Origin of the sequence: Staphylococcus sp. NWU MK-U1 (assembly GCF_033283505.1) — a bacterium.
Taxonomy (GTDB): Bacteria; Bacillota; Bacilli; order Staphylococcales; family Staphylococcaceae; genus Staphylococcus; species Staphylococcus haemolyticus.
The window spans coordinates 158,241-181,600 of the sequence record NZ_JAVSMG010000001.1 but is presented as its reverse complement, the minus strand read 5'-3'; the positions used below and the strand labels follow the sequence as shown (position 1 = coordinate 181,600).

Here is a 23,360-nt window from a genome sequence, read left to right as displayed (position 1 = left end):
GAAAAAGAAATAGGAGTAAATTAGCTTTTATGAGTGGAAAATAGAAATGTAAAAAAACCCTCCAATAAATGGAGGGTTTAAAATGACGGAAACGGAGGGATTGTCTGTTACCTTTAAATAAGGGGTTTCAAGTACTTCGTTGTCGACTTGTTGTCGGTTTTAGAAAAAAGAGAGTTTTGAATCTAACATTTCATCTTCTTGTGATTTCATCTCATCAAGCAAATGGCTATATACTCGCCATGTAATTTCTATGTTTGCATGGCCCAATCTCTTACTAACATATTGTATACTAAAACCATGACCTAATAACATTGAAGCGTGTGTGTGTCTTAGAGAATGAAGTCCATAATCGCTTTTCAATTCGTTTTTAGCCAATATATTTCTCATAGCAGTAGTTACTGCTTTGTTAGTAATGAGTGAAATACCAGTGTTAAATATATAACCGTCTTTATGAAGTGGTTTAGAACTTATCACATCTATAATATGTTTCATATCTTTAGAAGTAATCGCTACATGACGGTCGGCTGATTTAGTCTTAGTTCCTCTCAAGTGGATAGTGTTTTGACTTTTATTTATATCCACTCTTTTGAGTTTCTGAACTTCACTAAATCTAGCACCGGTTGCTATTAATATATAAATTGCTAGATAAGATAAATGTGATTTAGTAGATGCGGTTTGTTTTAGTAATTGGTAGTCTTTTAAAGATAAATACTTTTGCTTTTCACTCATTGCTGCTTTTTTCTCATAGATTGGTGCATTCCACGTAGGATCTTTATAAATAAGTCTTTCATTTAAAGCATCCTTAAAAGCTTGAGAGAAACAATTGTTTAATTTTTTTACACTTTCTTTTGTCCTACCTTCTTTTCTACCACCTAAAAACATACCTTCAGCATATTCTTTAAGCATTTCTCTGTAACCTAATTGACTGACATCTTTAATGAGAATAGAACCAAACTTTTCCTCAAACACATTTAAAGCACTATAATATCTATTTAGTGTTGATTGAGATACTCTATCTACTTTATTTACTTTAATCCATCTTTCAAAGTACTCTATAAAGGTTATATCGTTTGCTAATTGACCACCTTTACTTAGATCAATGTACAATTCTCTTTCAGCTTGTATAGCGTCTTTTTTAGTTCTAAAACCTCTTTTTCTAAATCTTTTCCCTTCGTATTGGAAATCATAAGTCCAAGTGCCTTTAATCTTTTTAACAGACATAAAATCCATCCTTTCTATAATATTTCCGTTTTAGTTATGGGGTTTCACCTCCTTTAAAGGAACGTACGTTCGACTGGATGATTAAAAAATAATAAGGGTAGGTGGACTACCCATTGATTATTCTAAAAAAATGTGATTATCTGACTTATTTAATGTTTTAGAATGCAATAAAGATTTCATCTGATTTCTAGCTAATCCATTCAACTTGAGTAATCTTTCTTTCTGAGAATAGCCTTCACTAATTAATTCAGCATTTCTTGATTGAAGGTTATTTAAAACGATTAATTCTTGAATCGTAGCATGATCTCTTTGATTCCCTTGTTTTTCAGGATTGTCTTGTTTCCACTATTTTGCTGTCATACCAAATAATGCAACATTTAATAAGTCAGCTTCTGTTGCATAGGTAAAACCGATTTGCTGCTTTGTTAATTTTGAGTTAAGCAAATTCTCTTTTATTGCATCAGTATGGATAGTATAATTAGACTTACTTATTAAGCGTTTAACATCCCAATCTAAACGTTCAGGGTCATTTTCTTGTTCTTTTAATCTTTGGTAATCTTGAATAATATATAATTTAAACTCTGGAGAAACCCAACTTGCGAATTCAAAAGCTATGTCCTTATGAGCGTATGTTTCGCCATATCTTCCAGCTTTAGTTATTAAGCCAATAGCATTTGTAGTATTAATCCATTTTGTTGGAGACATTGTAAATGCATTTCTACCAGCTTGGTTCTTAAACCCGTCGAATTCGACGGGTTTAAAATTAGGATTATTTATATTTTCCCAAACTCCTAAGAATTCCAAAGTGTCTTTAGATCTTAACCAGTTTTTGATAACATCATTTGGTTCTTCACTTTTATATTTCGCTATATCTGTTAAACTGATATAATCATCATTTTCGTTCTTAAATAAAGTTATTTGTTGTCCTTGAGCATTAATTTTTGACATTTATAGCACTCCTTTCTTATTTAATTCCATAGCTTATTTACTTTCTCCATCCCTCAACCTCCTTTGCTTAAATAATCTTCGTCTTCATCTACTTTGCTCTCAATAATTTTAAGCACCTTTCTTACTTTATAAGATGTGATATCTTTAGGTAAAGAATAGGTGAAGTAATTATTTTTATTCGTTTTCACTTCGTAAACAATTTCACTTGATTTTATTTTGCAATTTAAAATTATCAATTCTAGTCTCCTTAAAATAGATAAATTCAATACACCTCATGCAACCTAAATACTCTCAACGGTTCAAACGTAATAGTCATAATGGGCGTAATAAAGAAGGGTAGCATGTCTACCCTAAAAATTCTTAGTAACCTGCTTCTTCATATTCTTGATCAACTAGTTCATTATATTCATCAACTAGTGTATTATATTGAGATTGAGGGACACTTGAATTTACTCTTGATTTATTTCCAGGACGATTTTCCATAGTATTATATTCATCAACTATGTCATTATATTCAGAGGCAGTTACAAGGTCATCTGTGGAATCGTGTTCGATGTTGTCTACTGAAGTGCTAGGCTCAGATGTAAATTTATCTTGTGCGCCTTCTTCATATAACGTATTAATTCTTGCTTGCAATTGAGAGTATTCTTTTTTTGTAACTCCTCTATTAACGTGGTCCATAGTTTCGCCATCTGTTAAAGAATTATATTCATCTACCAATTCATTGTATTGTTGTGCGGTATAAGGATATTCGTTTTCTTCATCAGATTGTTCATTTTGACTCGTATTACTATAATTATTATCTTGGTTAGAAAAATTTTGTTCTTCAGTAGAGTTATCTTCGTTTTCTTGAGATTTATTCTCTTCTTTAGACTTTTTATCCTCTTTAGATTTTTCATCTTCCGATCTCTTTTCGGTTTTATTTTCTGATTTAGAATCAGAATCGTTGTTAGATGTGTCATCGTTACCACAAGCGCCTAATACTAATAAACTACTAAATAATAAAACTAAAAACTTTTTCATTCTACATTTCTCCTTAAAATAATTTATATCAAAGCGCCACTAGGACGCTTATTAAAATAGTTTTTGACTTGCTACAACTCTACCGATTATTTTTACTTCATCGTCTTTGCCATACACTTGTGGGTAGTGGCTAGAATTGTTTGATTCTGGAATTAATATAATTTGGTCGCCATTGTATCTAATACGTTTAACGGTAGCGTTATAACCATTAATCATAACGACACCTAATTGACTGTTTTCAACAACAGAGTCTTTTTCTACCACAACGATATCGCCATCTTGGAAAATCTTATCCATACTATCGCCAGACACTTTTAAACCAAATTCTTCTTTATCAGAATTAAGTTTATTAGTAGCAAAGTATATGTAATCTATTAAATTTTCTTCGCTATAGATAGGTAATCCAGCAGAAATTTTTGAAACAACTGGAATCTTTTTGACTGGTAGGGTTTCTATTTGAGGCTGTGGTTCTTTTTGAAATAAGTCTGTCGGAGTCACACCGAGAGCTTCGCAATAATTCATTATATCTATTTCATCTATACCACGAGTTCCGTTTTCATGAGATGAAATAGTATTTTGTTTGTATCCAGTCAACTTACTTAAATCATTTTGAGTTAGTTTTTTCTGTTTTCTTAGTTCTTTTATTCTTTTTCCTATCACATTTTTGCTCATTTGGTATCACTCCTTGAGATAAATATAACACATCTATAATAAGGAAACAATAAAAATATTACAAATTGTGATAAAAAAAGTTTGAAATATATCACGAATTGTGATATAGTTTATATACAGTCATCGGAGGTGATAATAAATGACAGCAACAGATAAAAAGAAAATGCTTAAAGAAAAGTATTTAAAACCTAAAACTAAATTGCGTAAACTTAGATTATCTGAAGAGTTTACCACAGAGTATGTAGCTAATTTGATAGGCTTACAACGGAGGCAGTATGAGCAGAAAGAACAAGGTAAATATCCTTTCAATGATTATGAAATGGAAATTTTAGCTAAAACTTTTGACGTTAGTGTCGAAGATATTTTTTTTAAACACTAATATCACGTTATGTGATGTAGGAGGGAAGATTGAGTGAATGAAATCGAACAACAACATTTTGATTATTCATTAGTGGATAACGAAACGGCAATCAAGTTAAAAAAGTACGATAAACAACTAAATAAAATTTATAACAATTACACAATTGAAGTTGGAGAGATTCTTTATAACGCTAACCAAGAATTTTCAAACCCAAAAGACGGAACGTTTATAAAATGGGTTGAATATAAGGGCTTTAAAAGGCAAAGCGCTTATAACTACATGAATATATATAAAGCTTTCCAAAATTTGGAAGGTATTGAAAAACAAGAAATATTCCTTTCTCAACCTAAATCGCTTCAATATGAAATGTCCAAACCGTCAACAAATAAAAGCGTGAACGAAGCAGTCTATAACGGTGATATTAAAACTCACAAAGAATATAAAGAGTTAGAACGTCAACTCAAACAACGCGACGAACAAAACGCCCAACTCCAATCACAAGTGGAGCAAGCACAACGCTCTGAAGAGATTGCTAAGAAACAACTAGAAGATGCAGAGAGTAGAGAGCCAGAAGTTATTGAGAAGTATATGGAGCCTGAGGACTATCAAGAAACTAAAAATGCGCTCGCTCAATCAAGACAACAACAAAAACTCATTGAACAACGTAATGAGAAGTTAGAAAAAGATATCAAAGAAATGGAACTACGCAGAGATGAAGTGAGTGAGAAATCACAGAAATATGATGAGTTGAATAAAGCTATCAATGATATGAACGCCAAACTGAATGACGGCCAACAAAAGTTAAAAGCTCAAAAAGAAATTTATGATTTGGTCAAAGGTAGTGAGAAAGTCATCAGGGAAGTAGCGCCACTTTGTTACTTAGCTTTTTCAAAAGATATCATCGACAACGATTATGCTAGAAAACCTATTGAAAAAATTATCGAAGATTTAACTGATATGGCAAACAGATTAAGAAAACAATTAAAAAAAGGAGATGTTATAGATGTCTAACCAAATAATGGAATTAACACGAAATCAAATGGAAAACATGGTAGCTCAAGCGAATTCAATTCTACAAATGTATGACGAAATTACAGAAATGAAAAGTGAATTCAGAGGGTTGTACGACGAAATACGAAAAGAGTTTGACGACTTTAGAAATACAGTACCTTTAACTGGTCCACAAGCTGATAGATTACATTCTTTTTGTTCTAGAAAAGGTCATCAATTCACTAGAGAATATTTCGGTCAACAAGTATCTCAAGAATTATATTCAAAAAAATACGGTCATCTAATTAGAGGTATTTTTACAGTCATTAAAAAGAAATATGAAGTTAATAAATACAACCAAGTAAGAAGTGTAGACGGTGAAGATGCGATTGCATTTGTAGAAAGTTTAACTTTAGATGATTTACCTATCAACTATAAACGACTTACAGATAGTCAGATAGATACAGCAGAAAGACATGGAGATTACGGAGTTTTAGAAAGACTAGCTTAACCCGCAATCGAACAAACAACTTAAAAAAGCACATACTTTGTCGTGGAAAGCATGTGCTACGGAAATTTTGTTTGATTCTAGTCGCCACGACTAACAGCTCAAGTTTTGCTGGTATCGTCCCCAGCCCTGTAATGAGCTTAGGTGTTCAATCAAAGTCTAGCGTCCCGTAAGTTACTACCTTACAGTGCGCATGCCTTTTTAACGCCTCAGTTGGCGATGGAGCACAACAAACGATGCCCTAAATTTAGATTTACTTATCTATAGAACCACAGGGTGATTTAAAACCTCGCATAAGCAAGGCCATCACCTCCCAGTTTATGTGGGGTTGAGATAAGTATATAACGAAATTCCGATATAGACAATAAGGAGTGTCATCATGCTGAATTTGAAAGATTTAAGAGAGAAAAAGGGATTAAGTCGTTATCAACTGGCTAAGTTAACGGGATTGCAGAATTCTACAATCCGATCAGCTGAATTAGAAAATAACAATCCCGGATTTCTAACAGTGAAAAAAATCTGTGATGCATTAAAAGTTGATATTAAAGAAGTGCAAGAAAAGCTTTAAAGGAGGTGAAACGAAATGAACAAACTTAAAGCAATCAAAATAGCACTCCTAATCGTCATCTTGGCGGAGGAGATTAGAAGTGCTAGGAAACGTACTATAAGAATTAATGTCGGAATAGACGAAAAACAATTAGCCAAAATTGTAAATAATGGAAAATACAAAAAATACTAAATTAACTTTTTTTCTAATAGGAGGTTCGAACCATGCTATTTACAAATATTTGTATGCTGCTAACAGTAATTTTCATGATATTAGCATTAATCATTAACATTAAAAATTAAATTTACGTTTCTTACTAAAGTAATAAATACGTTTATCAGTAACAATTTCAACAACTTTCGGTTGTTCTTTTAGATGATACGAAAATTCTATCTTCGCATTAGGAATAAAAATTTCATTTTCAGTAAAAGGACTACAACTATACGGAGATGCAAAAGGATTAGGATATTTCTTCCAATCATCTTCTGGAACTTGTACATGAATGTTTTCTAATTTCTTATTACTGCTATCAAGTAAATTAATTTCTTTAACAGTGATTGTTTTTGGAGAAACATTCGCGAGAACGAAACCAAATTTTATCGGTTCATTTTCGTTATCTAGTTGATCAGTATAGAATTCGCTTATTTCGATACTAGGACGATTACTCATATAAGCGTAGACGAAACTAGCAATAGCTACTAACAAAGCAATTACAGCAATGATATTAGAAAACAAAGTTGATTGGATAAATTCCATTAGACATACCACCTTATATATTAATAACTCAATTATACATGAAAGGAGTGTTAATAAATGGAACAAACTATAACAGTCACATTACCCGACACTCATGTTCTTATACCTAAAGTTGAATTTGAAAGATTGGTAAGTAATTCATTACCTGCATTTTGGACTATGGAAGATCTAATCAAAGAGTCGAAGTTGAGCAAGTATTTAGTATTTAAAAGAATATTAGAAGTTCCTAGATTTAATAAATATCTCAAAGATAATGACATTTGGTTTGAAGGTCAAGGTGGTAGTTCATCTCATTACTTCGACGCTGAATTAATGTGGAAGTTCTTAAAAGATTATAAGAAAGAGATTTACAAGGGGGTGAAGAAATGACTAATGAAGACAAAACGTTTGTACTAACAGGTTTTATGTTTATTGCAGTGTTCTTTCTATTATTAATCGTAAATGTGTTTATCACTAATGCAGCTGCAATTGCTTTATTAGCATCAATGCTAACGTATCTGTTTTTCGACAAACTATTTTACGCACAAAAAAAGACTGAAAGTCGCTGCAACGACTAACAGTCAAACACTTAACAAAAATTTCATCTTAATCATATAACGGGAGGCACATATATGCAAGAGGTAACTATATCTTTAAAAGAATATAACAATCTGCTCAAAGACAGTAGAGATTTAATGCTAGTTAGTTTAGAAAACAAACATCTAAAAAGACAGCTAGATACTGCTAATGAGCATATCAATGATTTAAACGACAATATCAATTTATATATAAGCCTATATCAAAGCGCAGATGCTAGAGCAGATAGAGCAGACCAACGATTGGAGGAGTATGTGAATGCAAGAACCAATATTAAATTGTGAAGTAGAATATCGTATTAAAGACAATTACTTTGGACGTTGGATCACTAATAAACCTACTGCTCAAGAATATGCTAATTACAATGCTTTAAGAAGTAATGCTCGTAAATTCAATGGTTTAGACGAGATCGATATAGATTGGGATAAACACTTGATTGAAGTATCAAGAATTGAAACGAAAGAAACACGTAAAGTATACAATTTTGAAGATTTGGAGGAGGTAAACGATGGCGTTTAATATATCGAGTGCTAAAGAAATTACCACAGACAAATCAACGTATTTAATTTATGCCAAACCAGGCACAGGTAAGACACACACAATTAATTTTTTACCCGGTAAAACACTCTATGTGAATGTAGATAAATCAGAACGACCTTTAAAAGGCAACGAGAACATCGACATTCTGAATTTTAATACCCACGATGCATGGGAAGAGTGGGGCGAATTAATGAAATGGTTTAACGATAACAAAGATATAGTTAATCAATACGACACGATTGTCATCGACAATATATCAGAATTGTTCCGTTCAATGCTAGCTAATCTAGGGCGTAATGGTAAAAACGAACGTGTACCCGAAATGTCACATTATCAACGTGTAGACTTCTTTACGATTGATAGCTTGCGTTTCCTGCAATCTCTAGGGAAACGACTTGTATTTATTGCTTGGGAAACGAACTTTGAAAATTACACTCCAGCAGGTCAACAAATTACTCAAGCAGTACCAGACATTCGTAAAACTATTCGTGATAATGTCGCAGGTATTTGCCAAGTGGTTGCTCGATTAGTTTTTAACGAAAAATCAGGCAAACGTGGTTTTATCTTAAGTCCTAGCAACAATGTATTTGCTAAAAATCAATTAGATAATAGAGAACATTGTTTGCAAGAAGATTTGTTTAAAGTCGGTGATGTGGATGACGGAGTTTAAACTCTACGACTACCAAGAAAATCTTGTTGATCAAGCAAGACATATATTGCTAAAAAAATCTGGTGTACTAATTCAAAGTCCTCCAGGAAGTGGTAAGTCGGTCATGATTGCAGAAGTTGTAAAAAATGCTGTGAACAAAGGTAGCCACATTCTGTTTATTGTTCATCGTAAAGAATTGAGTTATCAAATCGAGAACACTTTAAAAAAACATGGTGTCGATTTAACCCATGTAGATATTCTTTCAGAAAAACGTGCTAAAAATATTTTATCTGAACTTACACCACCTAAGATTATCGTTACTGATGAAACACATCATAGTAGAGCGAAAACGTATAAAGACATTTATGATTATTTTCCTAACGCTTTACGGGTTGGTTTCACTGCAACTCCTTGGCGAGCAAATGGTAAAGGTTTTACAGATATTTACGACGTAATGGTCAAAGGTCCATCAGTTGAGTGGTTAATTAAAAATAACAAACTAGCAGACTACGAATATAAAAGTGTGGTGCTTGCAGATGAAAGTAAGTTAAAGAAATCTAGCACAGGCGACTACACAAAGAAGTCGATGGATAATGCCATACCTAAAGCAATATACGGCAACATCGTTGAGAATTATAAAAAGTTTGCTAACGGCCAAAAAACTATACTCTATGCCCACAGTGTGGAGACGAGTAAAGATATTGCAGAACAGTTTAGAAATGCCGGTATTAACGCAGAACATGCAGACGCTAAAACAAGTGCAAACGAGCGTGACAGAATTATGTCCGATTTTAAAAACGGCACTATCAAAGTTTTATGCAACGTTGATTTAATCTCTGAAGGCTTTGACGTTCCAGATTGTACGTGTGTCATTTTAGCACGTCCTACTGACTCACTTGTTTTATTTATGCAGCAAGCTATGCGATCAATGCGATATCAACCTAATAAAAAAGCTTTAATTATTGATCATGTTGGAAATTATGCAAGACATGGCTTACCCGATACCCCACATGATTGGGAACGTTATTTTGAAGGGTCACAATCTAAGCGTAAAAAGAAACAAAACGACGCACCTGCATTAGCAGAATGTACAGAATGCTTCACAGTTTTTGAAAGCAAATTAAAAAGATGCCCCAATTGTGGCCATGAATTAGAACTTGAAGAACAAAAAGGTTTAGAACAAAAGGATGCAGAACTTACCGACATCAAACCGTTTAAAGTTGATTACACACTTAAACGATATAGCAAAGATTTAAAAGATAAAAAAGATCTAAAGTCTTTAGAAGATTTTTATCTCTATACAAAAGCAAACAACTACAAAGAATCATGGATTAAATTTAATCATCCATATTACAAACAAGCACCATTTCCGGTTTTATATGCAGACTTAAAGCCAATTAAACAAAAATATAACTATTAAGGAGATTTATTATTATGACATTATTTACAACAGATTATTCAAATTTAGAAAGTAACGATTTTAGTCCACTACCTGAAGGTGAATACGAAGTAATTATCAAGAGTGCTACTGAACGTGCAACAAAAAATGGCAAGGAAGAAACACAATTACAACTTGTTGTCAGAAACGATTTAAAGAAAACATCAGAATTACAAGCAAAATATGCTAATAGAGTGATTTTCGTTGATGAATGGAAACGCACAATCGATGGTCAATATAAATATAAAATGGATAACTTCATGCACTATTTAAACGGTATAGGTGTGCCAGAGGGTACTGCAATTGAAAGTATCGAACAATTACTTGATATGTTCAGAGGTAAACCAGTCAGAGTTTATGTTAAGCAAGAAGAAAACGAATATAAAGGCGAGAAGCAAATCGTCAATCGTGTAGCACCATGGAACTTTAAAAATACTAAATTCCCACAAGTTAACCACGAGTGGAAGTCAGACGATAAACCAGAACAAAATGCGTTTGCAGGTGGTGTAGATTTAAACAATGATGAATACCCTTTCTAATATTCCAGATGAATTAAAACAACTTAATAACTGGTGTGTGTGGAAGTTTGAAAAGCGTAATGGTAAACGTACAAAAATACCTTTTAATGCCGAAACTGGCGAGTTCGCTAAATCAAATGATAAAAGCACATGGTCTAGTTACGAAACAGCAGTCAATGCTGAAGGTGTCGACGGTATAGGGTTCTTTTTTGAACCCCCATACCTTGGCATTGATATTGATGATATTGATGATGATCTTCATAGATTTAAGCAAGGCGATAAGTTAGACAATATTGTTAGCGAATTTAACGAGGCATTTAAAAGTTATACAGAGGTCAGTCCAAGTGGTAACGGTTTACACATTATTGTAAAAGGCAAGATACCCGGCACTCGTCGCCGTAAAGGCAATATTGAAATGTACGATAGCGGTCGATTTTTTACCATGACGGGTAAGTCAATCGGTAAATATAAAGACGTAACGGAAGTATCAAAACAAGTATTCAAAACAATCTATGATAAGTATTTACCAGATAACACAGTGCAATATCCAACCACAAACAATTATCAACAAAATATCCATAACTTATCAGAAATCGATGTTATCAATGAAATCTACAAATCAAAGCAAGCTAAATTATTTGATGATTTAATGAAAGGTAACTACGAGCCTTATTACACCTCTCATTCAGAAGCAGATATGGCACTTGCAAATATACTAGCTTTCTGGTGTGCCAAAGATTACTCACAAATGGATAGTATTTTTAGACAGTCAAACCTATACCGTGATAAGTGGGATGAAAAAAGAAAGAATTCCACATACGGTGAACAAACCTTATTCAAAGCAATTAATGAAGCCAACAATATTTATACCCCTAAGCAGCAAACAGATGACAATCCACTTAGATATGCGTTAAGTAAACTATTTGATAATCAAGAAGAAACAAAAGAATATCCAATTCGAAGTTATGACGATACAGGTAACGCAGACCGATTTATAGATAGATACGGCAATCTTTACAAATATAGTTATATCGCTAATAAATTTTATATCTATGACGGTATGAAATGGAAGGTTGATGATAAAGGGTCAATTCGTAAATTAATAGATGAAATGATTGAAAGTATTAAAAATGAAAAAGTGCTTCATAGCGAAGATGTAACAGAAGAAGAAGCTAGAGAAGTCTTTCAAAAATATTATAAAAAAACACGTGGCACTCAAGCTAAAAAGAACATCATGAATGAACTCATGCACCGACGACCTGCTACACCTGATGACTTTGATAGAGACGACATGCTTATAAATGTTGCGAATGGTTATATTGATTTAACTTCAAGAGAGCTTTATAAACACGATATCAATAAAATGTTTTCACAAATTACCAACACTGATTATACAGAAAAAATGCAACCCGCAGTATGGTTAGATTTCTTGAACGATATTTTTGCAGGTGATCAAAAAGTTATCCGCTACATTCAAAAAGCATTAGGTTATTCGCTTACTGGTAGTACAAGAGAACAAATCATGTTCATTCTATTTGGTAAGGGTCGTAATGGTAAAAGTATCTTTGTAGAAGTTATTTCTGAAATACTTGGGGATTATTCCAACAACATGCAAGCAAAGTCATTAATGGTTAAGAAAAACGACAATGTTAATACCGACATTGCACGGTTAAGCAAAGCGAGATTTGTAACAAGCTCTGAACCAAATGAAGGTTTTCGTTTTGATGAAGGTTTAATCAAACAGTTAACTGGTGGCGACAAAGTTACAGCACGTTTCTTATATGCTGAAGAATTCGAATATACACCTAAATTTAAAATATGGGTGTCCACAAATCATAAGCCAATTATTCGTGGTACTGATGACGGTATTTGGAGACGTTTAGTATTAATTCCATTCGATGTACAAATACCTGAAGAAAAAGTCGATAAAGATCTTAAATATAAATTGTTAAGAGAAGCACCGGCGATTTTAAATTGGATGGCTGAAGGCGCCTATATGTGGATGCAGGAAGGTTTGGCTATGCCAGAGAAACTTAAAGAGGCAGTACAGAAATATCGTAATGAGATGGATACGTTAGGACAATTTATAGAGGATTGTTGCAAAGTTGATAAAAACAGTTCTGAAAAAGTTAGTAATTTACATCAAGCATATAAAACATGGTCTAACGATAACCTTACTTCAACTAAAGTTTTAGGGATGAAAAGTTTTAGTCAGAAAATGGAAGAGCGTTTTGTTAAAGAATCTAGACGAGACGCAAACTATTTTGTTGGAATTGAAATAGATAACAAAAAAAGTTTTGAAGAACAAAAATACCCAGGTATAAGAGCGGTTTTTGATTAGTGTGGAAGGTCGTGGAACTTGTGTGGAACATTAAATGTACCAAGTTCCACCATTCGAAGTATTGATATAACAACGTTTTTATCTATTTGTGGAACGTGTGGAACTTAAAATAAGAAAAGTTAATATACGTAAAATAAAAATTTGTTATATAAAGGTTAGACAGTTTATAAGAAATACCCTCCACACGTTCCACAGATTTATCTAATTCATTGGCACACAAGGGTTTAAAGTGTGGAACTTCAAAAAATAAAATTCCACAAAGTTCCGCAAACCTTCCACAAATTTTAGGAGGTAATTGAATGAATAATAAAATAATACAAATATTGAATACTAATAAAAATGTGGCAGCGCAATACGATAGCGGTGATGGAAATATATTCGAATGCCCAGTCGTATGTTTAGCATTGGTTGAAAATAATGAGGGTCACCGATATGTAGAACTAATGGATATGACGAGTGATGGTGAAATAGACTTTTCCGGCTATGATGATAGTCACTTTCTAGGTGTAAAAGTTTATGACTGAACAACAAATACAAAACGATATCATCTTAGAAATAAATAAACGCGGTCACAGATTGTGGAGAGCAAACGCAGGTAAGGTCGTAACCAAAGACAATCGCGTTATTAAGTTGTTGCCGAAAGGGTTTCCTGATACATTCGGTTATCGTAAATCGGATGGAAAGTTTATAGCAATCGAAGTAAAAACTGAAAGTGGACGATTAAGACCTGAACAAAAGAAATTTAAAGATTTTGCAGAAACGCAAAACATTTTATATGGCGTAGCGAGAAGTGTAGAAGATGCAATCAACATTGTGGAAGGAGAATAACCAATGCAGGAAGAAACACTAAAACTCACATTCGATTTGACTGTGGAAGTAGAACAGCCTATTTGGATAAACAAGCGTGCAGATAGAGAAAACTATATCGAACATTACTCTAATAGATATAAGAATGATCCTGACAATTTACTCGATAATATCAAAAACATTACTGACGTTAGTGTCAGTTACGCAGATTGGAAGTGACACCATGATAAAAGTGAATTTAAACGGTAAACGTTACAGATTATGTGATGTATATAAATATTTTGATGTATCGGATAGTACAGTCCGTAAAAGATACAAAGAAGGCTTACGTGGACCAGAATTATTATACGGAAAAGGAGTATATGAGTATCGTGATTAATAATGATGAATTAGTAAAAGAAGAACAACGATTAAGCAATAAAGAGCAGTACGGCAGATTATCAGAAAGAGAATATCGTCAGCTTATGTATATTAGAGCAGCACACGAAAGAGCATTGAAACGTAAACGACGTGAGCAACGTATCGCAAGAGCAAGACGTTCAGAAGAATTAGTCGCTAAGCACAGAGTGAGTAGTAAGTGGTTTAGATACTTATCGGAGAATGACATATTTCCAAAGGTAAGGGGGTAGCGGAATGGAAAATGTAAGAATAATTGATTTGAAAGTAGATAATATTGTTCAGTTCCAAACAGCATTTAAAGGTATTACTGCTATGCAAACGGCCATAGTCAATCGTGTGTATGCAATAGAAAAAGGTTTGAAAACAGTTTGGTATGCAGAGGTAGAGAATGCAGGCGGTTATAAATTTACGCTTACTGATAATGATGATTTTATCAGAGTAAACGAGCCATTCACACGTAAAGTTGATATGGTACACAAGCCAGAACATTACCACAGTGAAGACGGTATCGACTTAATAGAGTTTTGTCGTCAACAATTCACTGACGAAGAATTTAGAGGTGCTATGAAGTTTACTCAAATGAGATATGCACTTAGAACAGGTCGTAAAGAAAATGATGTTCAAGACCAAAGCAAGTTGAAAGAGTACGCAGATAGATTTATGGAAGTACTGAACAATGCAACTCGATAACACAGTACATCAACGGTACAAATATAAAACTAATGCCAAAACACCTACACAAATACAACATGAATTAAGTGAATTAGGTATCAACGGCTTTGTGGTAAAGGTAGCAGGAAGTAGAGTGACGATGTTGGTAAGTGAGAACGATATTAAAAGGAATAGGGAGTGTGTAAGGAATGGGAAATAGCATAGAACCGAACACTAAAGAATACTATCAATTGCAGTCAGAATACTGGTTTAACGAATGTTGTAAATGTACAAACGCATGCAATGAACTCATCAATGATATGGAAGAAGTGAAAAGGAAGGCAGAGGCGTTTGATGAGATTGTCAATGCTGTTGATGAAAGTGCTAATTCATATGAGTTGGTTGCAAGAATAAAAATAGAAGTTCTGAAATATCAAAAATTGGAGCGTGGTAGTGATGACAATCGAAACTAAACGTATTTATGAAATTAGTAGAGATAAATTTCACGGTGTGTTTTCTAATCGAAAGTATGACGTTTTGTGCGAATTTAGAGATGAGCCTTATGCAGTTGTTGAATACGATAACAAATTAATAAAAGTGGAATTATATCAAGTTGAATTTATCGAGGAGGACAAACAAATGACTAACACATTAGATCGATTAGTAGAACAAGTACAACAATGGAGTATTGATAAAGATTTACACAATGGTAATTCAGATAGACAAGCACTTAAATTCTACGAAGAAGCAGGCGAAGTTGCATCAGCATTATCTCGTGGCCAAATGGATGCATTAAAAGATGGGATAGGCGATACAGTCGTTACATTAATCATATTGGCACAACAACATGATATGACGTTACAGGAGTGTTTGCAGTATGCATATGACGAAATCAAAGGGAGAAAAGGAAAAACTATCAATGGAACATTCATTAAGCAATCAGACCTCGAAGGATAAGGATATTCTAGAACGTGTAAAGGAGATTTTAAACAAAATGACACAATACCTAATACGCCAATTCAAAGACAGTACAGGACGCATTCACACAGATGTTGAGAAACCACGTAGTAATGAAACTCTCTCTATTGTGGAGGCAGAGAGTAAGGAAGAGGCTAAAAAGAAAGTGAATTCTTATTATACTGATAATTCCAAAGTCAGCTCATATAAAGTACCAGAAGATAAAACTTTGAAATCTTTATTTGGAGGTAAGTAGTATGAAAGATTATTACAAACAGGAATTTGAAAAACTACATGAACGTGTCGCTATATCAACAGCATATATTAGTGAAAAGTTAAGTCATGCAAAGTTTGATAATGCTAATAAAAACTATATCAAACAGTTAGAAGCAGAGTATTATGCATTACAAACTATTCGAGTGAACATGAATGCAATTCATAGAGATAGACCTAGAGTTGAGGAGTGAACGGAATGATTAAACGCATACTAAAAATATGGTTCATTATTGCTTTGTACGAATTAAGCAAATATCTAACTAACGAACTAATAGTTAAGTTGCAGAGTGAAGATGATGTGGAAGTGCCTAGTGATTATGCTAGAGAGAGTGATCAGACAGATTTGAATGGAGTAAAACGATGACAGGTTGGATAGTATTAATACCGATTGCCTATCTCATTTGGATAATAGTTAAAAGCAAAATGGAGGAATGAATTGTGACATTAAGACGCTCTACACAGATTTATTTAGAAAGCGAATTAAGCAATTACAAGTATATTGATAAGGATATTGCGCGTGTACGTGAGGAAGTACTCAACCCATGGCACCCAACTGATACAAATATCGGTGGAGAACACGTACACAGTAATATAAGCGTTACAGAGATAAAAGCGACAAGAGTAGTAAATGATAGACGTTTATCACAATTGGCAAGAATGAAATCTGCTATTGAAGTAGTATATCATTCCAGTACGCCGGAAGTTCAAAAGTTAATGGAACTATATTACTTCAAAAAACCTAGAACGTTAAATCTTACAGGTGTAGCACAAGAGATATGCATTAGTAAGTCGACTGCGTATGATTTAAGAAAAGATTTATTAACTCGTTTAGCTGATGAGTTAGGGATTATTCATTAAGTTTGGAAAAGTTCTGGAAAAATAACGTCAACTTAACCTATATAATGATATTGTGGCTACGGAAATAGTCATAACATACTCCTTTCTATTTAGTTACGTGGGAAAGTCTTCCTAAGCCTTTCAAATATTGAGGCCTATCTGAGAGAACACTCAGGTAGGTTTTTTGTATGCTGATATGACATTTAAAACGTGTGATATGAGTGTATAAACGCTTTAATTTTCTTTAAATTGGAGGTGATTTGGGGAATGAACTCAAAACAATTGAAAGCAATCGCATTAATGGTGGAGGGTAACTTAAATCAAAAGCAAATCGCTGAAGAGTTAAAGGTGTCTGTTCAATCTATAATAGCATGGAAAAAGAAACCAGAATTTCAAGAAGAGTTACTTAATGCTGAACGTAATCTACTAAAAGGACTGACTGGTAAGGCGATTAAGACGATGGAAGATTTATTAACTGCAAAAAGCGAGTTAGTTAGATACAACGCAGCAAGTGACATCTTAGACAGAACAGGACATAAACCTACTGACAAAGTTGAGGCAGAAGTAATTACTCCAACTTTCATAAACGATGTGCCAGCCGATGACTGATAGTAAAGTAAGTATCGCTAAAACAATCGGTGGCGGGTACAACGAGTTCTGGCACAACAAAAACTTTTATAGAGTAGTAAAAGGTAGTCGTGGTAGCAAGAAATCAAAGACAACTGCACTCAACTTTATATACAGACTAATGGAATATGAATGGGCTAACTTGCTTGTAGTTAGACGTTTTAGCAATACAAACAAACAATCAACATATACAGACTTGAAGTGGGCTACAAACCAGTTAGGTGTAACCCACTTATTTAAGTTTAACGATAGTTTACCAGAGATTACTTACAAACCGACTGGCCAAAAAATATTGTTCAGAGGACTTGATGATCCTTTGAAAATCACATCAATTACAGTTGATAAATGAATATTGTGTTGGTGTTGGATAGAAGAAGCGTATCAAGTTGAAACTTACGATAAATTCGCAACACTTGTAGAAAGTATTCGTGGTAGCGTCGATAGTCCAGATTTCTTTAAACAGATTACAATTACATTCAACCCTTGGAGTGAGCGCCACTGGCTTAAATCTACATTCTTTGATGAAGATACTAAGCTAAACAATACTTTTTCCTATACAACGACCTATCGAGTGAATGAATGGCTTGATGATGTCGATATTGCACGTTATGAGGACTTATACAGAACAAATCCTAGACGTGCAAGAATTGTGTGTGATGGTGAATGGGGCGTAGCTGAAGGACTTGTATTTGACAATTTCGAAGTGAAAGAGTTCGACTGGTTGAAAGTATTCAAACGGACACAAGAAAAAGCGCATGGTAGTGACTTCGGATTTACTCACGATCCAACTACATTGGTTAGTACCGTTGTAGACATCAAAAACAAAGAATTATGGATATACGACGAACACTATGAAAAAGGTATGCTCACTGATGAGATATATCAAATGTATGTAGATAAAGGGTATAAAGATGCGCTTATTGTTGCAGATAGTGCTGAGAAACGTTTAATTGCAGAGATTAAGCGTAAAGGTATTCCTAACATTAAACCGTCAATCAAAGGACAAGGCTCAATCATGCAGGGCGTTCAATTTATACAAGGTTTTAAGATATATGTTCATCCCACTTGTGTAAATACGATTGAAGAACTGAATACTTACACATTTGAACAAGATAAAGAAGGGAATTGGCTCAATAAACCAATTGACGCTAACAACCATTTGCTCGATGCACTTAGATATAGCCTAGAACGTTTCCACTTACCTCATAAACAAACGAAAGCAAACGTTAGGAAGAACATTAGCACAATCAAATCAATGGGGTTATAAGGAGGGATAACGCTTGTTAAAAGTAAATGAATTTGAAAGAGATGCTGAATATCGTCAACATCGAGATAAGATATACAGACGTGACGCAGTAGAAACATATCGTTATGATGGTACGTTGAGTGATATATTAGATGACTATGATTTTATTAGTGAATGTATCGAGCATCATTTAGAGGCGCAAGCCCCGCGATTGCAAATGTTAGACGACTACTATCAGGGACTTAATTTTAACATCATGCGCAATCGTAGACGTAGAGAAAAACACTTAGCAGATAATCGTGCAGCACATGATTTTGCATCATACATCGCAGACTTTATTAATGGTTATTGTTTCGGTCATGCGATACAAGTTCAGTCAGAAGATGAACACACACAAGAAACAATCAATGGACTACATAAGCTAAATGACATTGATACACACAACCGTTCAATCGGTTTGGACTTATCCATCTTTGGTCGTGCTTATGAGTACATTATCCGTAATCAAGATGATGAAGTGAGATTGTATAAATCTGATCCGCGTCATACATTTGTGATTTACGATAATACGATTGAACAAAATAGCTTAATTGCAGTGAGATATTGGCAAACAGCAACAAGAGAATATGAAGATACTGATATCTATAATGTGGATATCATTACACCGTTTGCTACACACTTCTTTATTGCAAATAAATCTACTAATTTAAAATTAGAAGAACGTAAACCAGCAGAAGCTCATTCATTCGGCAAAGTGACAATCACAGAGTTTAGCAATAATGAAAAGCGTCGTGGAGACTTTGAGAAAGTTATTCCACTCATTGACTTATACGACAATGCACAATCAGATACAGCTAACTACATGAGCGATTTAAACGATGCGATGTTACTTGTTATCGGTAATATGGAATTAGATAGCAATACAGCACAGTTACAAAAAGATGCGAATGTATTCCACTTAGTCCCACCTGAATACACAAATATGGATGAGAGAACGACTGAGGGTAATGTAGATGCTAGATATATCTATAAGGAATATGATGTGAGTGGCGTTGAGTCGTATAAAGATAGAATTAGTCGTAATATTCACATGTTTACTAACACACCAGATATGACCGATGAGAACTTCTCAGGCAATCAATCAGGTGAAGCTATGAAATATAAATTATTCGGATTAGAACAACGTACTGCAATTAAAGAAGGTTTATTCCGAAAAGGTTTACGTAGGCGTTACAAATTAATCGGTCAAATTATGAGTATCAATCGTGAGTTAAATAGTGATGCTATTCGTGACCTTACATTTACATTCACTCGTAACATTCCTAAGTCGATTAAAGATGAAATGGATATGTACTTACAAGCTGGTGGAGAACTAAGTAATCAAACCTTAATGTCGCTAGTATCATTTATAGATAACCCTCAACAAGAAATAGAACGTATCGAAAATGAAGAAGATGAACAACTTCAAAAATCAGATGAACGTATGTATAACAGACAGGGTATAGACAACCAAAACGATATTGAGGAGTGATAGTCTATGTCCTACTGGGAAGATAGAGCAAAGGAAATCATTGATGAAGAAAGTAAATCAGATTATGAAATTGCTCAAGAGATACAACGTATTGTCGATGAGATGAATGAAGATATTGAAAATGAGATCAATCGTTTTTATACAAGGTATGCGATTAATGAAGGTATTTCATTTATTGAGGCTAAGAAGAAAATTGATGCAGTAGATGTTCAAATGTTCCAACAGAAAGCGAAACAATATGTTGAGAATAAAGATTTTAGTGAGAAGGCTAATGCAGAATTAAGAGCCTACAACACTAAGATGTATGTAAGTCGTGAGAAGTTACTACAAGCGCAATTAGGACTTATTGTAACTTACGCATATGCTCAGATAGAACAATCTATGTATAACTACATGGAAAGTGCTTATTATCGTGCATTAGAGCAACAAGCAGGTATCTTAGGAGAAACGCTCCAAGTATCTATCAATGATGTTAAAACAATCGTATTCACGCCGTTTGAAGGGCATAAGTGGAGTACAAGACTTTGGTCAGATATGGACGTGGTAAGGCGACACGTACAAAAGACTACACGTCATGTATTACTACGTGGCAGACATCCTTATGAGTTTGTGAAAGATTTACGCAAAGATACTGGGGCAACAACTTACAACATGAAACGCTTGTTACTTACTGAAACTGCAAGAGTACAAACGTTAGCGTCTAAACGTCATATGTTAGAAGAACACGGTGCAGATGCTGAATATCAATTTGTAGCAAAAATGGATAGTAAGACTACGAAAACATGTAGAAGTTTGAATGATAAAACATTTAAAGTAAAAGACATGGTGCCAGGCGTAAATGCTCCACCTATGCACCCATTTTGTCGTAGTGCGGTCGTTCCGCACGTTGATGAAAATAGGCGTGATAAATTCTTCGAAGAACGTAAAGGTAAGTATTTTGGAGGTGTGGTTAAATGACAGATGCGCTTAATCGTATCGCCAATGCTTTAGAACACATTCATGTAGAACTGAAGCGTCTGAATGATACAAACCCTAGTAACCAAGCACAAGCGAAACCTAAGCAAGATAAAAAGAAATCATTTGAAGCTAAAAACTTTATTTGAGGTGGTACTCATGAGAAGTCGTAACGTGAAAATGGTGATCCAATTATCTCGTTGGTAGCATACGTTAGCTACTTGACCTAAGTAAGTCATTAAACTGCTCATAAACATACTAATAACTAATTATAAGGGTTAAGAAACTTGTTTCCCTATCAAAATAAATCTAGCGCACTAATCGGGCTTAATTGACTGATTGGGGCGCTTTTTTTATGCGGTAAATTCGAGTGCTTAACGTTTATGAGGAGGATAAAAAATGATTAAAGATGACTTATACAAATTAAATTTACAGTTTTTTGCAGAAGACGAAGGCGATTCTCAAAACACTAACGAAGATGACGATAAAAAGTCAGTAAACGATGACGATAAGAAGCAAGAAACTTACACAAAGAATGAAGTAGATTCGGCTATCAGTAAAGCAGTAGACAGCGCATTGAAGAAACGTGAGCGTAAGCACCAGCAAGAATTAGAACAAGCTCGTGAAGAAGCTAGAAAAAAGGGTGAAAGCTACGCAAAACTAACCGAAAAAGAAAAGCGTGACAAAGAAATTGAAGAACGTGAGCAAGCGTTAGCTGAAAAGGAAAAAGAGTTTAAACTACGTGAACTTAAATCTGATGTTGAGAGTGATCTTAAAGATAAAGGTTTACCTACTTCATTCGCAACGTCACTTATTCATTTAGAAGATGTAGAAAAGATTAATGAAGTTGTGAAAGAAATCAAAGTTGATTTTGACAATGCAGTACAAGAGCAAGTGAAAGAAGTTACTCGACAATCTACACCGAGCAATCAAAGTAGTAGTTTTGGCGGTCGTCAAACAAGCGGAAAGTCGATTCAAGAACTTGCTAATGAAAATAGAATTATAAAATAACGGAGGTATCAACCTATGGCAGATGTAAAACCACAAGTATTTAACCCAGATCATGTAATGATGCATGAACATAAGGAAGGCGAATTATTAAACGACTTTAATCAACCTATCCTTTTAGATATTTTACAAAACTCGAAGATTATGCAATTAGGTAAATATGAAGATATGGGCGGTAAATCTGAAAAAGAATTTACTTATTGGGCAGATAAACCAGGCGCTTACTGGGTTGGTGAAGGTCAAAAAATTAGAACTACTAAACCTAGCTTAGTAAGTGCTAAAATGCGTTCTCATAAATTAGGTGTAATTGTCGTAGCATCTCGTGAGTTCTTAAATTATACTTACTCACAATTCTTCGAAGCAATGAAACCGCAAATCGCTGAGCAATTTTATAAGAAATTTGATGAAGCTGGCTTATTAAACGTTGACAACCCATTTGCTCAATCAGTAGAACAATCAGTAACAACTTCAGGTAATGTTGTGAATGGTCCTATTACTTTAGAAAATGTATTAGCGTTAGAAGATGAGTTATTAGAACATGATGTAGAAGCTAATGCTTTCTTATCTAAAACACAAAACCGCACAGCTTTACGTGGTGTACGTGACGAAAATACTAATGAAAGTTATTATGATCGTTCTTCTAATACATTGGACGGACTTCCAGTAGTTGACTTAAAATCTGATGAAATTAAAAAAGGTGATTTATACGCTGGGGACTTTAATAAGATGTTCTACGGTATTCCTTACAACATGTCTTACAAAATTTCAGAAGATGGTCAGTTGTCTACTGTGCAAAATGAAGATGGTAGTCCAGTAAACTTATTCGAACAAGAATTAATCGCTTTACGTGTGACTATGGACGTTGCATTCCACATCGCAGACGATAATGCATTTGCTAAATTAACTGAAGGTGCAACTACTAACCCTGAAATAAGTACACCAGAACCTGAAACTGTCTAATTAATCTAAGGAGGTCTGA

General features: G+C 34.1%; 37 protein-coding genes and 2 pseudogenes. 33 read left to right on the top strand and 6 right to left on the bottom strand.

The annotated features are described in order from the left end of the window. Positions 1-159 precede the first annotated feature (159 nt). From SBL16_RS00980 to SBL16_RS00960, 5 genes and pseudogenes are all read right to left on the bottom strand, one after another. Complete coding sequence (locus SBL16_RS00980; protein WP_119472211.1) at positions 160-1,221, bottom strand: site-specific integrase; 1,062 nt, start codon at positions 1,219-1,221, stop codon at positions 160-162. Between the two features lie 117 nt (positions 1,222-1,338). Further along, positions 1,339-2,169 (bottom strand): annotated as a pseudogene (locus SBL16_RS00975) (KilA-N domain-containing protein). Between the two features lie 53 nt (positions 2,170-2,222). Beyond that, entirely contained in the window at positions 2,223-2,405 is a 183-nt protein-coding gene (locus SBL16_RS00970) for a hypothetical protein (RefSeq protein WP_107611375.1), read from the bottom strand. 124 nt (positions 2,406-2,529) lie between these two features. Beyond that, positions 2,530-3,192 carry a hypothetical protein gene (locus SBL16_RS00965; RefSeq protein ID WP_317952397.1) on the bottom strand — a complete coding sequence of 221 codons (663 nt, stop codon included), beginning with the start codon at positions 3,190-3,192 and terminating at the stop codon, positions 2,530-2,532. Positions 3,193-3,243: 51 nt separating this feature from the next. Beyond that, on the bottom strand, positions 3,244-3,864 hold the full coding sequence (locus SBL16_RS00960; protein ID WP_317952396.1) for an XRE family transcriptional regulator: 621 nt from the start codon (positions 3,862-3,864) through the stop codon (positions 3,244-3,246). A 139-nt stretch (positions 3,865-4,003) separates the two neighbouring features. Between SBL16_RS00960 and SBL16_RS00955 the strand changes: the two genes are divergently transcribed. The 5 genes from SBL16_RS00955 to SBL16_RS00935 all read left to right on the top strand — a co-directional run bounded on the left by SBL16_RS00955 (position 4,004) and on the right by SBL16_RS00935 (position 6,462). Then, positions 4,004-4,243: a helix-turn-helix transcriptional regulator gene (locus SBL16_RS00955; RefSeq protein ID WP_317952395.1), complete on the top strand. Its 240-nt coding sequence runs from the start codon at positions 4,004-4,006 to the stop codon at positions 4,241-4,243. 33 nt (positions 4,244-4,276) lie between these two features. Beyond that, complete coding sequence (locus tag SBL16_RS00950; protein WP_317952394.1) at positions 4,277-5,236, top strand: hypothetical protein; 960 nt, start codon at positions 4,277-4,279, stop codon at positions 5,234-5,236. Continuing rightward, complete coding sequence (locus SBL16_RS00945) at positions 5,229-5,726, top strand: ORF6C domain-containing protein (RefSeq protein ID WP_107520466.1); 498 nt, start codon at positions 5,229-5,231, stop codon at positions 5,724-5,726. Before SBL16_RS00950 ends, SBL16_RS00945 begins: the two co-directional genes overlap by 8 nt. Positions 5,727-6,102: 376 nt before the next feature. Further along, the gene (locus SBL16_RS00940; protein ID WP_107611371.1) at positions 6,103-6,291 is read left to right on the top strand and encodes a helix-turn-helix transcriptional regulator; all 189 of its coding nucleotides are present in this window, start codon (positions 6,103-6,105) and stop codon (positions 6,289-6,291) included. Positions 6,292-6,306: 15 nt separating this feature from the next. Then, entirely contained in the window at positions 6,307-6,462 is a 156-nt protein-coding gene (locus SBL16_RS00935; protein WP_182713014.1) for a hypothetical protein, read from the top strand. A 99-nt stretch (positions 6,463-6,561) separates the two neighbouring features. Here SBL16_RS00935 and SBL16_RS00930 read toward each other — a convergent pair whose 3' ends face one another. Further along, positions 6,562-7,026, bottom strand: a complete 465-nt coding sequence (locus SBL16_RS00930; protein ID WP_107611370.1) for a hypothetical protein — start codon at positions 7,024-7,026, stop codon at positions 6,562-6,564. 57 nt (positions 7,027-7,083) lie between these two features. Between SBL16_RS00930 and SBL16_RS00925 the strand changes: the two genes are divergently transcribed. The 28 genes and pseudogenes from SBL16_RS00925 to SBL16_RS00790 all read left to right on the top strand — a co-directional run bounded on the left by SBL16_RS00925 (position 7,084) and on the right by SBL16_RS00790 (position 23,341). Then, the gene (locus SBL16_RS00925) at positions 7,084-7,395 is read left to right on the top strand and encodes a DUF771 domain-containing protein (protein WP_317952388.1); all 312 of its coding nucleotides are present in this window, start codon (positions 7,084-7,086) and stop codon (positions 7,393-7,395) included. Continuing rightward, positions 7,392-7,583, top strand: a complete 192-nt coding sequence (locus SBL16_RS00920) for a hypothetical protein (protein ID WP_317952386.1) — start codon at positions 7,392-7,394, stop codon at positions 7,581-7,583. Before SBL16_RS00925 ends, SBL16_RS00920 begins: the two co-directional genes overlap by 4 nt. Positions 7,584-7,637: 54 nt before the next feature. Beyond that, positions 7,638-7,886, top strand: a complete 249-nt coding sequence (locus SBL16_RS00915) for a hypothetical protein (RefSeq protein WP_233663942.1) — start codon at positions 7,638-7,640, stop codon at positions 7,884-7,886. Further along, positions 7,861-8,121, top strand: a complete 261-nt coding sequence (locus SBL16_RS00910) for a DUF2483 family protein (RefSeq protein ID WP_142837036.1) — start codon at positions 7,861-7,863, stop codon at positions 8,119-8,121. The genes SBL16_RS00915 and SBL16_RS00910 overlap by 26 nt, the downstream gene beginning before the upstream one ends. Beyond that, the gene (locus tag SBL16_RS00905; protein ID WP_142837037.1) at positions 8,111-8,812 is read left to right on the top strand and encodes an AAA family ATPase; all 702 of its coding nucleotides are present in this window, start codon (positions 8,111-8,113) and stop codon (positions 8,810-8,812) included. The genes SBL16_RS00910 and SBL16_RS00905 overlap by 11 nt, the downstream gene beginning before the upstream one ends. Beyond that, positions 8,799-10,211, top strand: coding sequence for a DEAD/DEAH box helicase (locus SBL16_RS00900; RefSeq protein WP_142837038.1), 1,413 nt, complete (start codon positions 8,799-8,801; stop codon positions 10,209-10,211). The genes SBL16_RS00905 and SBL16_RS00900 overlap by 14 nt, the downstream gene beginning before the upstream one ends. A 14-nt stretch (positions 10,212-10,225) precedes the next feature. After that, the gene (locus tag SBL16_RS00895) at positions 10,226-10,768 is read left to right on the top strand and encodes a DUF669 domain-containing protein (RefSeq protein ID WP_142837039.1); all 543 of its coding nucleotides are present in this window, start codon (positions 10,226-10,228) and stop codon (positions 10,766-10,768) included. Next, complete coding sequence (locus SBL16_RS00890; RefSeq protein WP_317952378.1) at positions 10,749-13,088, top strand: phage/plasmid primase, P4 family; 2,340 nt, start codon at positions 10,749-10,751, stop codon at positions 13,086-13,088. The genes SBL16_RS00895 and SBL16_RS00890 overlap by 20 nt, the downstream gene beginning before the upstream one ends. A 299-nt stretch (positions 13,089-13,387) precedes the next feature. Next, positions 13,388-13,612, top strand: a complete 225-nt coding sequence (locus SBL16_RS00885; protein WP_317952376.1) for a hypothetical protein — start codon at positions 13,388-13,390, stop codon at positions 13,610-13,612. Next, positions 13,605-13,916, top strand: coding sequence for a VRR-NUC domain-containing protein (locus SBL16_RS00880; protein ID WP_317952374.1), 312 nt, complete (start codon positions 13,605-13,607; stop codon positions 13,914-13,916). Before SBL16_RS00885 ends, SBL16_RS00880 begins: the two co-directional genes overlap by 8 nt. Before the next feature lie 42 nt (positions 13,917-13,958). After that, positions 13,959-14,114: a hypothetical protein gene (locus tag SBL16_RS00875; protein WP_317952372.1), complete on the top strand. Its 156-nt coding sequence runs from the start codon at positions 13,959-13,961 to the stop codon at positions 14,112-14,114. Positions 14,115-14,118: 4 nt separating this feature from the next. Continuing rightward, positions 14,119-14,274 (top strand): hypothetical protein, encoded by a 156-nt coding sequence (locus tag SBL16_RS00870; protein WP_199186556.1) that lies wholly within the window; start codon positions 14,119-14,121, stop codon positions 14,272-14,274. Then, the gene (locus tag SBL16_RS00865) at positions 14,267-14,524 is read left to right on the top strand and encodes a hypothetical protein (RefSeq protein ID WP_110709083.1); all 258 of its coding nucleotides are present in this window, start codon (positions 14,267-14,269) and stop codon (positions 14,522-14,524) included. The genes SBL16_RS00870 and SBL16_RS00865 overlap by 8 nt, the downstream gene beginning before the upstream one ends. 4 nt (positions 14,525-14,528) lie before the next feature. After that, positions 14,529-14,984, top strand: coding sequence for a DUF3310 domain-containing protein (locus tag SBL16_RS00860; protein ID WP_317952362.1), 456 nt, complete (start codon positions 14,529-14,531; stop codon positions 14,982-14,984). Continuing rightward, complete coding sequence (locus tag SBL16_RS00855; RefSeq protein WP_317952360.1) at positions 14,971-15,165, top strand: hypothetical protein; 195 nt, start codon at positions 14,971-14,973, stop codon at positions 15,163-15,165. The genes SBL16_RS00860 and SBL16_RS00855 overlap by 14 nt, the downstream gene beginning before the upstream one ends. Positions 15,166-15,265: 100 nt before the next feature. Further along, complete coding sequence (locus SBL16_RS00850; protein WP_317952358.1) at positions 15,266-15,418, top strand: hypothetical protein; 153 nt, start codon at positions 15,266-15,268, stop codon at positions 15,416-15,418. A gap of 166 nt (positions 15,419-15,584) precedes the next feature. Beyond that, complete coding sequence (locus SBL16_RS00845) at positions 15,585-15,902, top strand: MazG-like family protein (protein ID WP_107634576.1); 318 nt, start codon at positions 15,585-15,587, stop codon at positions 15,900-15,902. Positions 15,903-15,939: 37 nt separating this feature from the next. Continuing rightward, positions 15,940-16,158 carry a DUF1381 domain-containing protein gene (locus SBL16_RS00840; protein ID WP_317952356.1) on the top strand — a complete coding sequence of 73 codons (219 nt, stop codon included), beginning with the start codon at positions 15,940-15,942 and terminating at the stop codon, positions 16,156-16,158. A gap of 1 nt (position 16,159) precedes the next feature. Beyond that, positions 16,160-16,369, top strand: a complete 210-nt coding sequence (locus tag SBL16_RS00835) for a hypothetical protein (RefSeq protein ID WP_317952354.1) — start codon at positions 16,160-16,162, stop codon at positions 16,367-16,369. 5 nt (positions 16,370-16,374) lie between these two features. Further along, the gene (gene rinB / locus SBL16_RS00830) at positions 16,375-16,542 is read left to right on the top strand and encodes a transcriptional activator RinB (protein ID WP_107634555.1); all 168 of its coding nucleotides are present in this window, start codon (positions 16,375-16,377) and stop codon (positions 16,540-16,542) included. A gap of 74 nt (positions 16,543-16,616) precedes the next feature. Beyond that, entirely contained in the window at positions 16,617-17,036 is a 420-nt protein-coding gene (locus SBL16_RS00825; protein ID WP_233667998.1) for a transcriptional regulator, read from the top strand. 246 nt (positions 17,037-17,282) lie between these two features. Next, entirely contained in the window at positions 17,283-17,624 is a 342-nt protein-coding gene (locus SBL16_RS00820) for a phBC6A51 family helix-turn-helix protein (protein ID WP_107611352.1), read from the top strand. Continuing rightward, positions 17,617-18,909: pseudogene (locus SBL16_RS00815) on the top strand (PBSX family phage terminase large subunit). Before SBL16_RS00820 ends, SBL16_RS00815 begins: the two are co-directional and overlap by 8 nt. A gap of 13 nt (positions 18,910-18,922) precedes the next feature. Further along, positions 18,923-20,419, top strand: coding sequence for a phage portal protein (locus SBL16_RS00810; RefSeq protein WP_317952347.1), 1,497 nt, complete (start codon positions 18,923-18,925; stop codon positions 20,417-20,419). A gap of 6 nt (positions 20,420-20,425) precedes the next feature. Then, positions 20,426-21,376 (top strand): minor capsid protein, encoded by a 951-nt coding sequence (locus SBL16_RS00805; protein ID WP_107634551.1) that lies wholly within the window; start codon positions 20,426-20,428, stop codon positions 21,374-21,376. After that, positions 21,373-21,522 carry a hypothetical protein gene (locus SBL16_RS00800; protein WP_199186099.1) on the top strand — a complete coding sequence of 50 codons (150 nt, stop codon included), beginning with the start codon at positions 21,373-21,375 and terminating at the stop codon, positions 21,520-21,522. Before SBL16_RS00805 ends, SBL16_RS00800 begins: the two co-directional genes overlap by 4 nt. A 250-nt stretch (positions 21,523-21,772) precedes the next feature. Next, on the top strand, positions 21,773-22,384 hold the full coding sequence (locus SBL16_RS00795) for a DUF4355 domain-containing protein (RefSeq protein WP_317952340.1): 612 nt from the start codon (positions 21,773-21,775) through the stop codon (positions 22,382-22,384). Between the two features lie 15 nt (positions 22,385-22,399). Next, positions 22,400-23,341, top strand: coding sequence for a phage major capsid protein (locus SBL16_RS00790; protein WP_107611347.1), 942 nt, complete (start codon positions 22,400-22,402; stop codon positions 23,339-23,341). Positions 23,342-23,360 lie beyond the last annotated feature (19 nt).

What these genes read in the sequence shown, in the direction of transcription:
- SBL16_RS00955 (WP_317952395.1), top strand. Translation starts at nt 4,004, where the DNA reads ATGACAGCAACAGATAAAAAGAAAATGCTTAAAGAAAAGTATTTAAAA.
- SBL16_RS00790 (WP_107611347.1), top strand. Translation starts at nt 22,400, where the DNA reads ATGGCAGATGTAAAACCACAAGTATTTAACCCAGATCATGTAATGATG.
- SBL16_RS00890 (WP_317952378.1), top strand. Translation starts at nt 10,749, where the DNA reads ATGATGAATACCCTTTCTAATATTCCAGATGAATTAAAACAACTTAAT.
- SBL16_RS00795 (WP_317952340.1), top strand. Translation starts at nt 21,773, where the DNA reads ATGATTAAAGATGACTTATACAAATTAAATTTACAGTTTTTTGCAGAA.
- SBL16_RS00935 (WP_182713014.1), top strand. Translation starts at nt 6,307, where the DNA reads ATGAACAAACTTAAAGCAATCAAAATAGCACTCCTAATCGTCATCTTG.
- SBL16_RS00860 (WP_317952362.1), top strand. Translation starts at nt 14,529, where the DNA reads ATGGAAAATGTAAGAATAATTGATTTGAAAGTAGATAATATTGTTCAG.
- SBL16_RS00805 (WP_107634551.1), top strand. Translation starts at nt 20,426, where the DNA reads ATGTCCTACTGGGAAGATAGAGCAAAGGAAATCATTGATGAAGAAAGT.
- SBL16_RS00960 (WP_317952396.1), bottom strand. Translation starts at nt 3,864, where the DNA reads ATGAGCAAAAATGTGATAGGAAAAAGAATAAAAGAACTAAGAAAACAG.
- SBL16_RS00905 (WP_142837037.1), top strand. Translation starts at nt 8,111, where the DNA reads ATGGCGTTTAATATATCGAGTGCTAAAGAAATTACCACAGACAAATCA.
- SBL16_RS00940 (WP_107611371.1), top strand. Translation starts at nt 6,103, where the DNA reads ATGCTGAATTTGAAAGATTTAAGAGAGAAAAAGGGATTAAGTCGTTAT.
- SBL16_RS00965 (WP_317952397.1), bottom strand. Translation starts at nt 3,192, where the DNA reads ATGAAAAAGTTTTTAGTTTTATTATTTAGTAGTTTATTAGTATTAGGC.
- SBL16_RS00895 (WP_142837039.1), top strand. Translation starts at nt 10,226, where the DNA reads ATGACATTATTTACAACAGATTATTCAAATTTAGAAAGTAACGATTTT.
- SBL16_RS00920 (WP_317952386.1), top strand. Translation starts at nt 7,392, where the DNA reads ATGACTAATGAAGACAAAACGTTTGTACTAACAGGTTTTATGTTTATT.
- rinB (WP_107634555.1), top strand. Translation starts at nt 16,375, where the DNA reads ATGATTAAACGCATACTAAAAATATGGTTCATTATTGCTTTGTACGAA.
- SBL16_RS00945 (WP_107520466.1), top strand. Translation starts at nt 5,229, where the DNA reads ATGTCTAACCAAATAATGGAATTAACACGAAATCAAATGGAAAACATG.
- SBL16_RS00925 (WP_317952388.1), top strand. Translation starts at nt 7,084, where the DNA reads ATGGAACAAACTATAACAGTCACATTACCCGACACTCATGTTCTTATA.
- SBL16_RS00870 (WP_199186556.1), top strand. Translation starts at nt 14,119, where the DNA reads ATGATAAAAGTGAATTTAAACGGTAAACGTTACAGATTATGTGATGTA.
- SBL16_RS00855 (WP_317952360.1), top strand. Translation starts at nt 14,971, where the DNA reads ATGCAACTCGATAACACAGTACATCAACGGTACAAATATAAAACTAAT.
- SBL16_RS00915 (WP_233663942.1), top strand. Translation starts at nt 7,638, where the DNA reads ATGCAAGAGGTAACTATATCTTTAAAAGAATATAACAATCTGCTCAAA.
- SBL16_RS00820 (WP_107611352.1), top strand. Translation starts at nt 17,283, where the DNA reads ATGAACTCAAAACAATTGAAAGCAATCGCATTAATGGTGGAGGGTAAC.
- SBL16_RS00900 (WP_142837038.1), top strand. Translation starts at nt 8,799, where the DNA reads ATGACGGAGTTTAAACTCTACGACTACCAAGAAAATCTTGTTGATCAA.
- SBL16_RS00980 (WP_119472211.1), bottom strand. Translation starts at nt 1,221, where the DNA reads ATGTCTGTTAAAAAGATTAAAGGCACTTGGACTTATGATTTCCAATAC.
- SBL16_RS00880 (WP_317952374.1), top strand. Translation starts at nt 13,605, where the DNA reads ATGACTGAACAACAAATACAAAACGATATCATCTTAGAAATAAATAAA.
- SBL16_RS00800 (WP_199186099.1), top strand. Translation starts at nt 21,373, where the DNA reads ATGACAGATGCGCTTAATCGTATCGCCAATGCTTTAGAACACATTCAT.
- SBL16_RS00930 (WP_107611370.1), bottom strand. Translation starts at nt 7,026, where the DNA reads ATGGAATTTATCCAATCAACTTTGTTTTCTAATATCATTGCTGTAATT.
- SBL16_RS00840 (WP_317952356.1), top strand. Translation starts at nt 15,940, where the DNA reads ATGACACAATACCTAATACGCCAATTCAAAGACAGTACAGGACGCATT.
- SBL16_RS00845 (WP_107634576.1), top strand. Translation starts at nt 15,585, where the DNA reads ATGACTAACACATTAGATCGATTAGTAGAACAAGTACAACAATGGAGT.
- SBL16_RS00885 (WP_317952376.1), top strand. Translation starts at nt 13,388, where the DNA reads ATGAATAATAAAATAATACAAATATTGAATACTAATAAAAATGTGGCA.
- SBL16_RS00835 (WP_317952354.1), top strand. Translation starts at nt 16,160, where the DNA reads ATGAAAGATTATTACAAACAGGAATTTGAAAAACTACATGAACGTGTC.
- SBL16_RS00850 (WP_317952358.1), top strand. Translation starts at nt 15,266, where the DNA reads ATGGAAGAAGTGAAAAGGAAGGCAGAGGCGTTTGATGAGATTGTCAAT.
- SBL16_RS00910 (WP_142837036.1), top strand. Translation starts at nt 7,861, where the DNA reads ATGCAAGAACCAATATTAAATTGTGAAGTAGAATATCGTATTAAAGAC.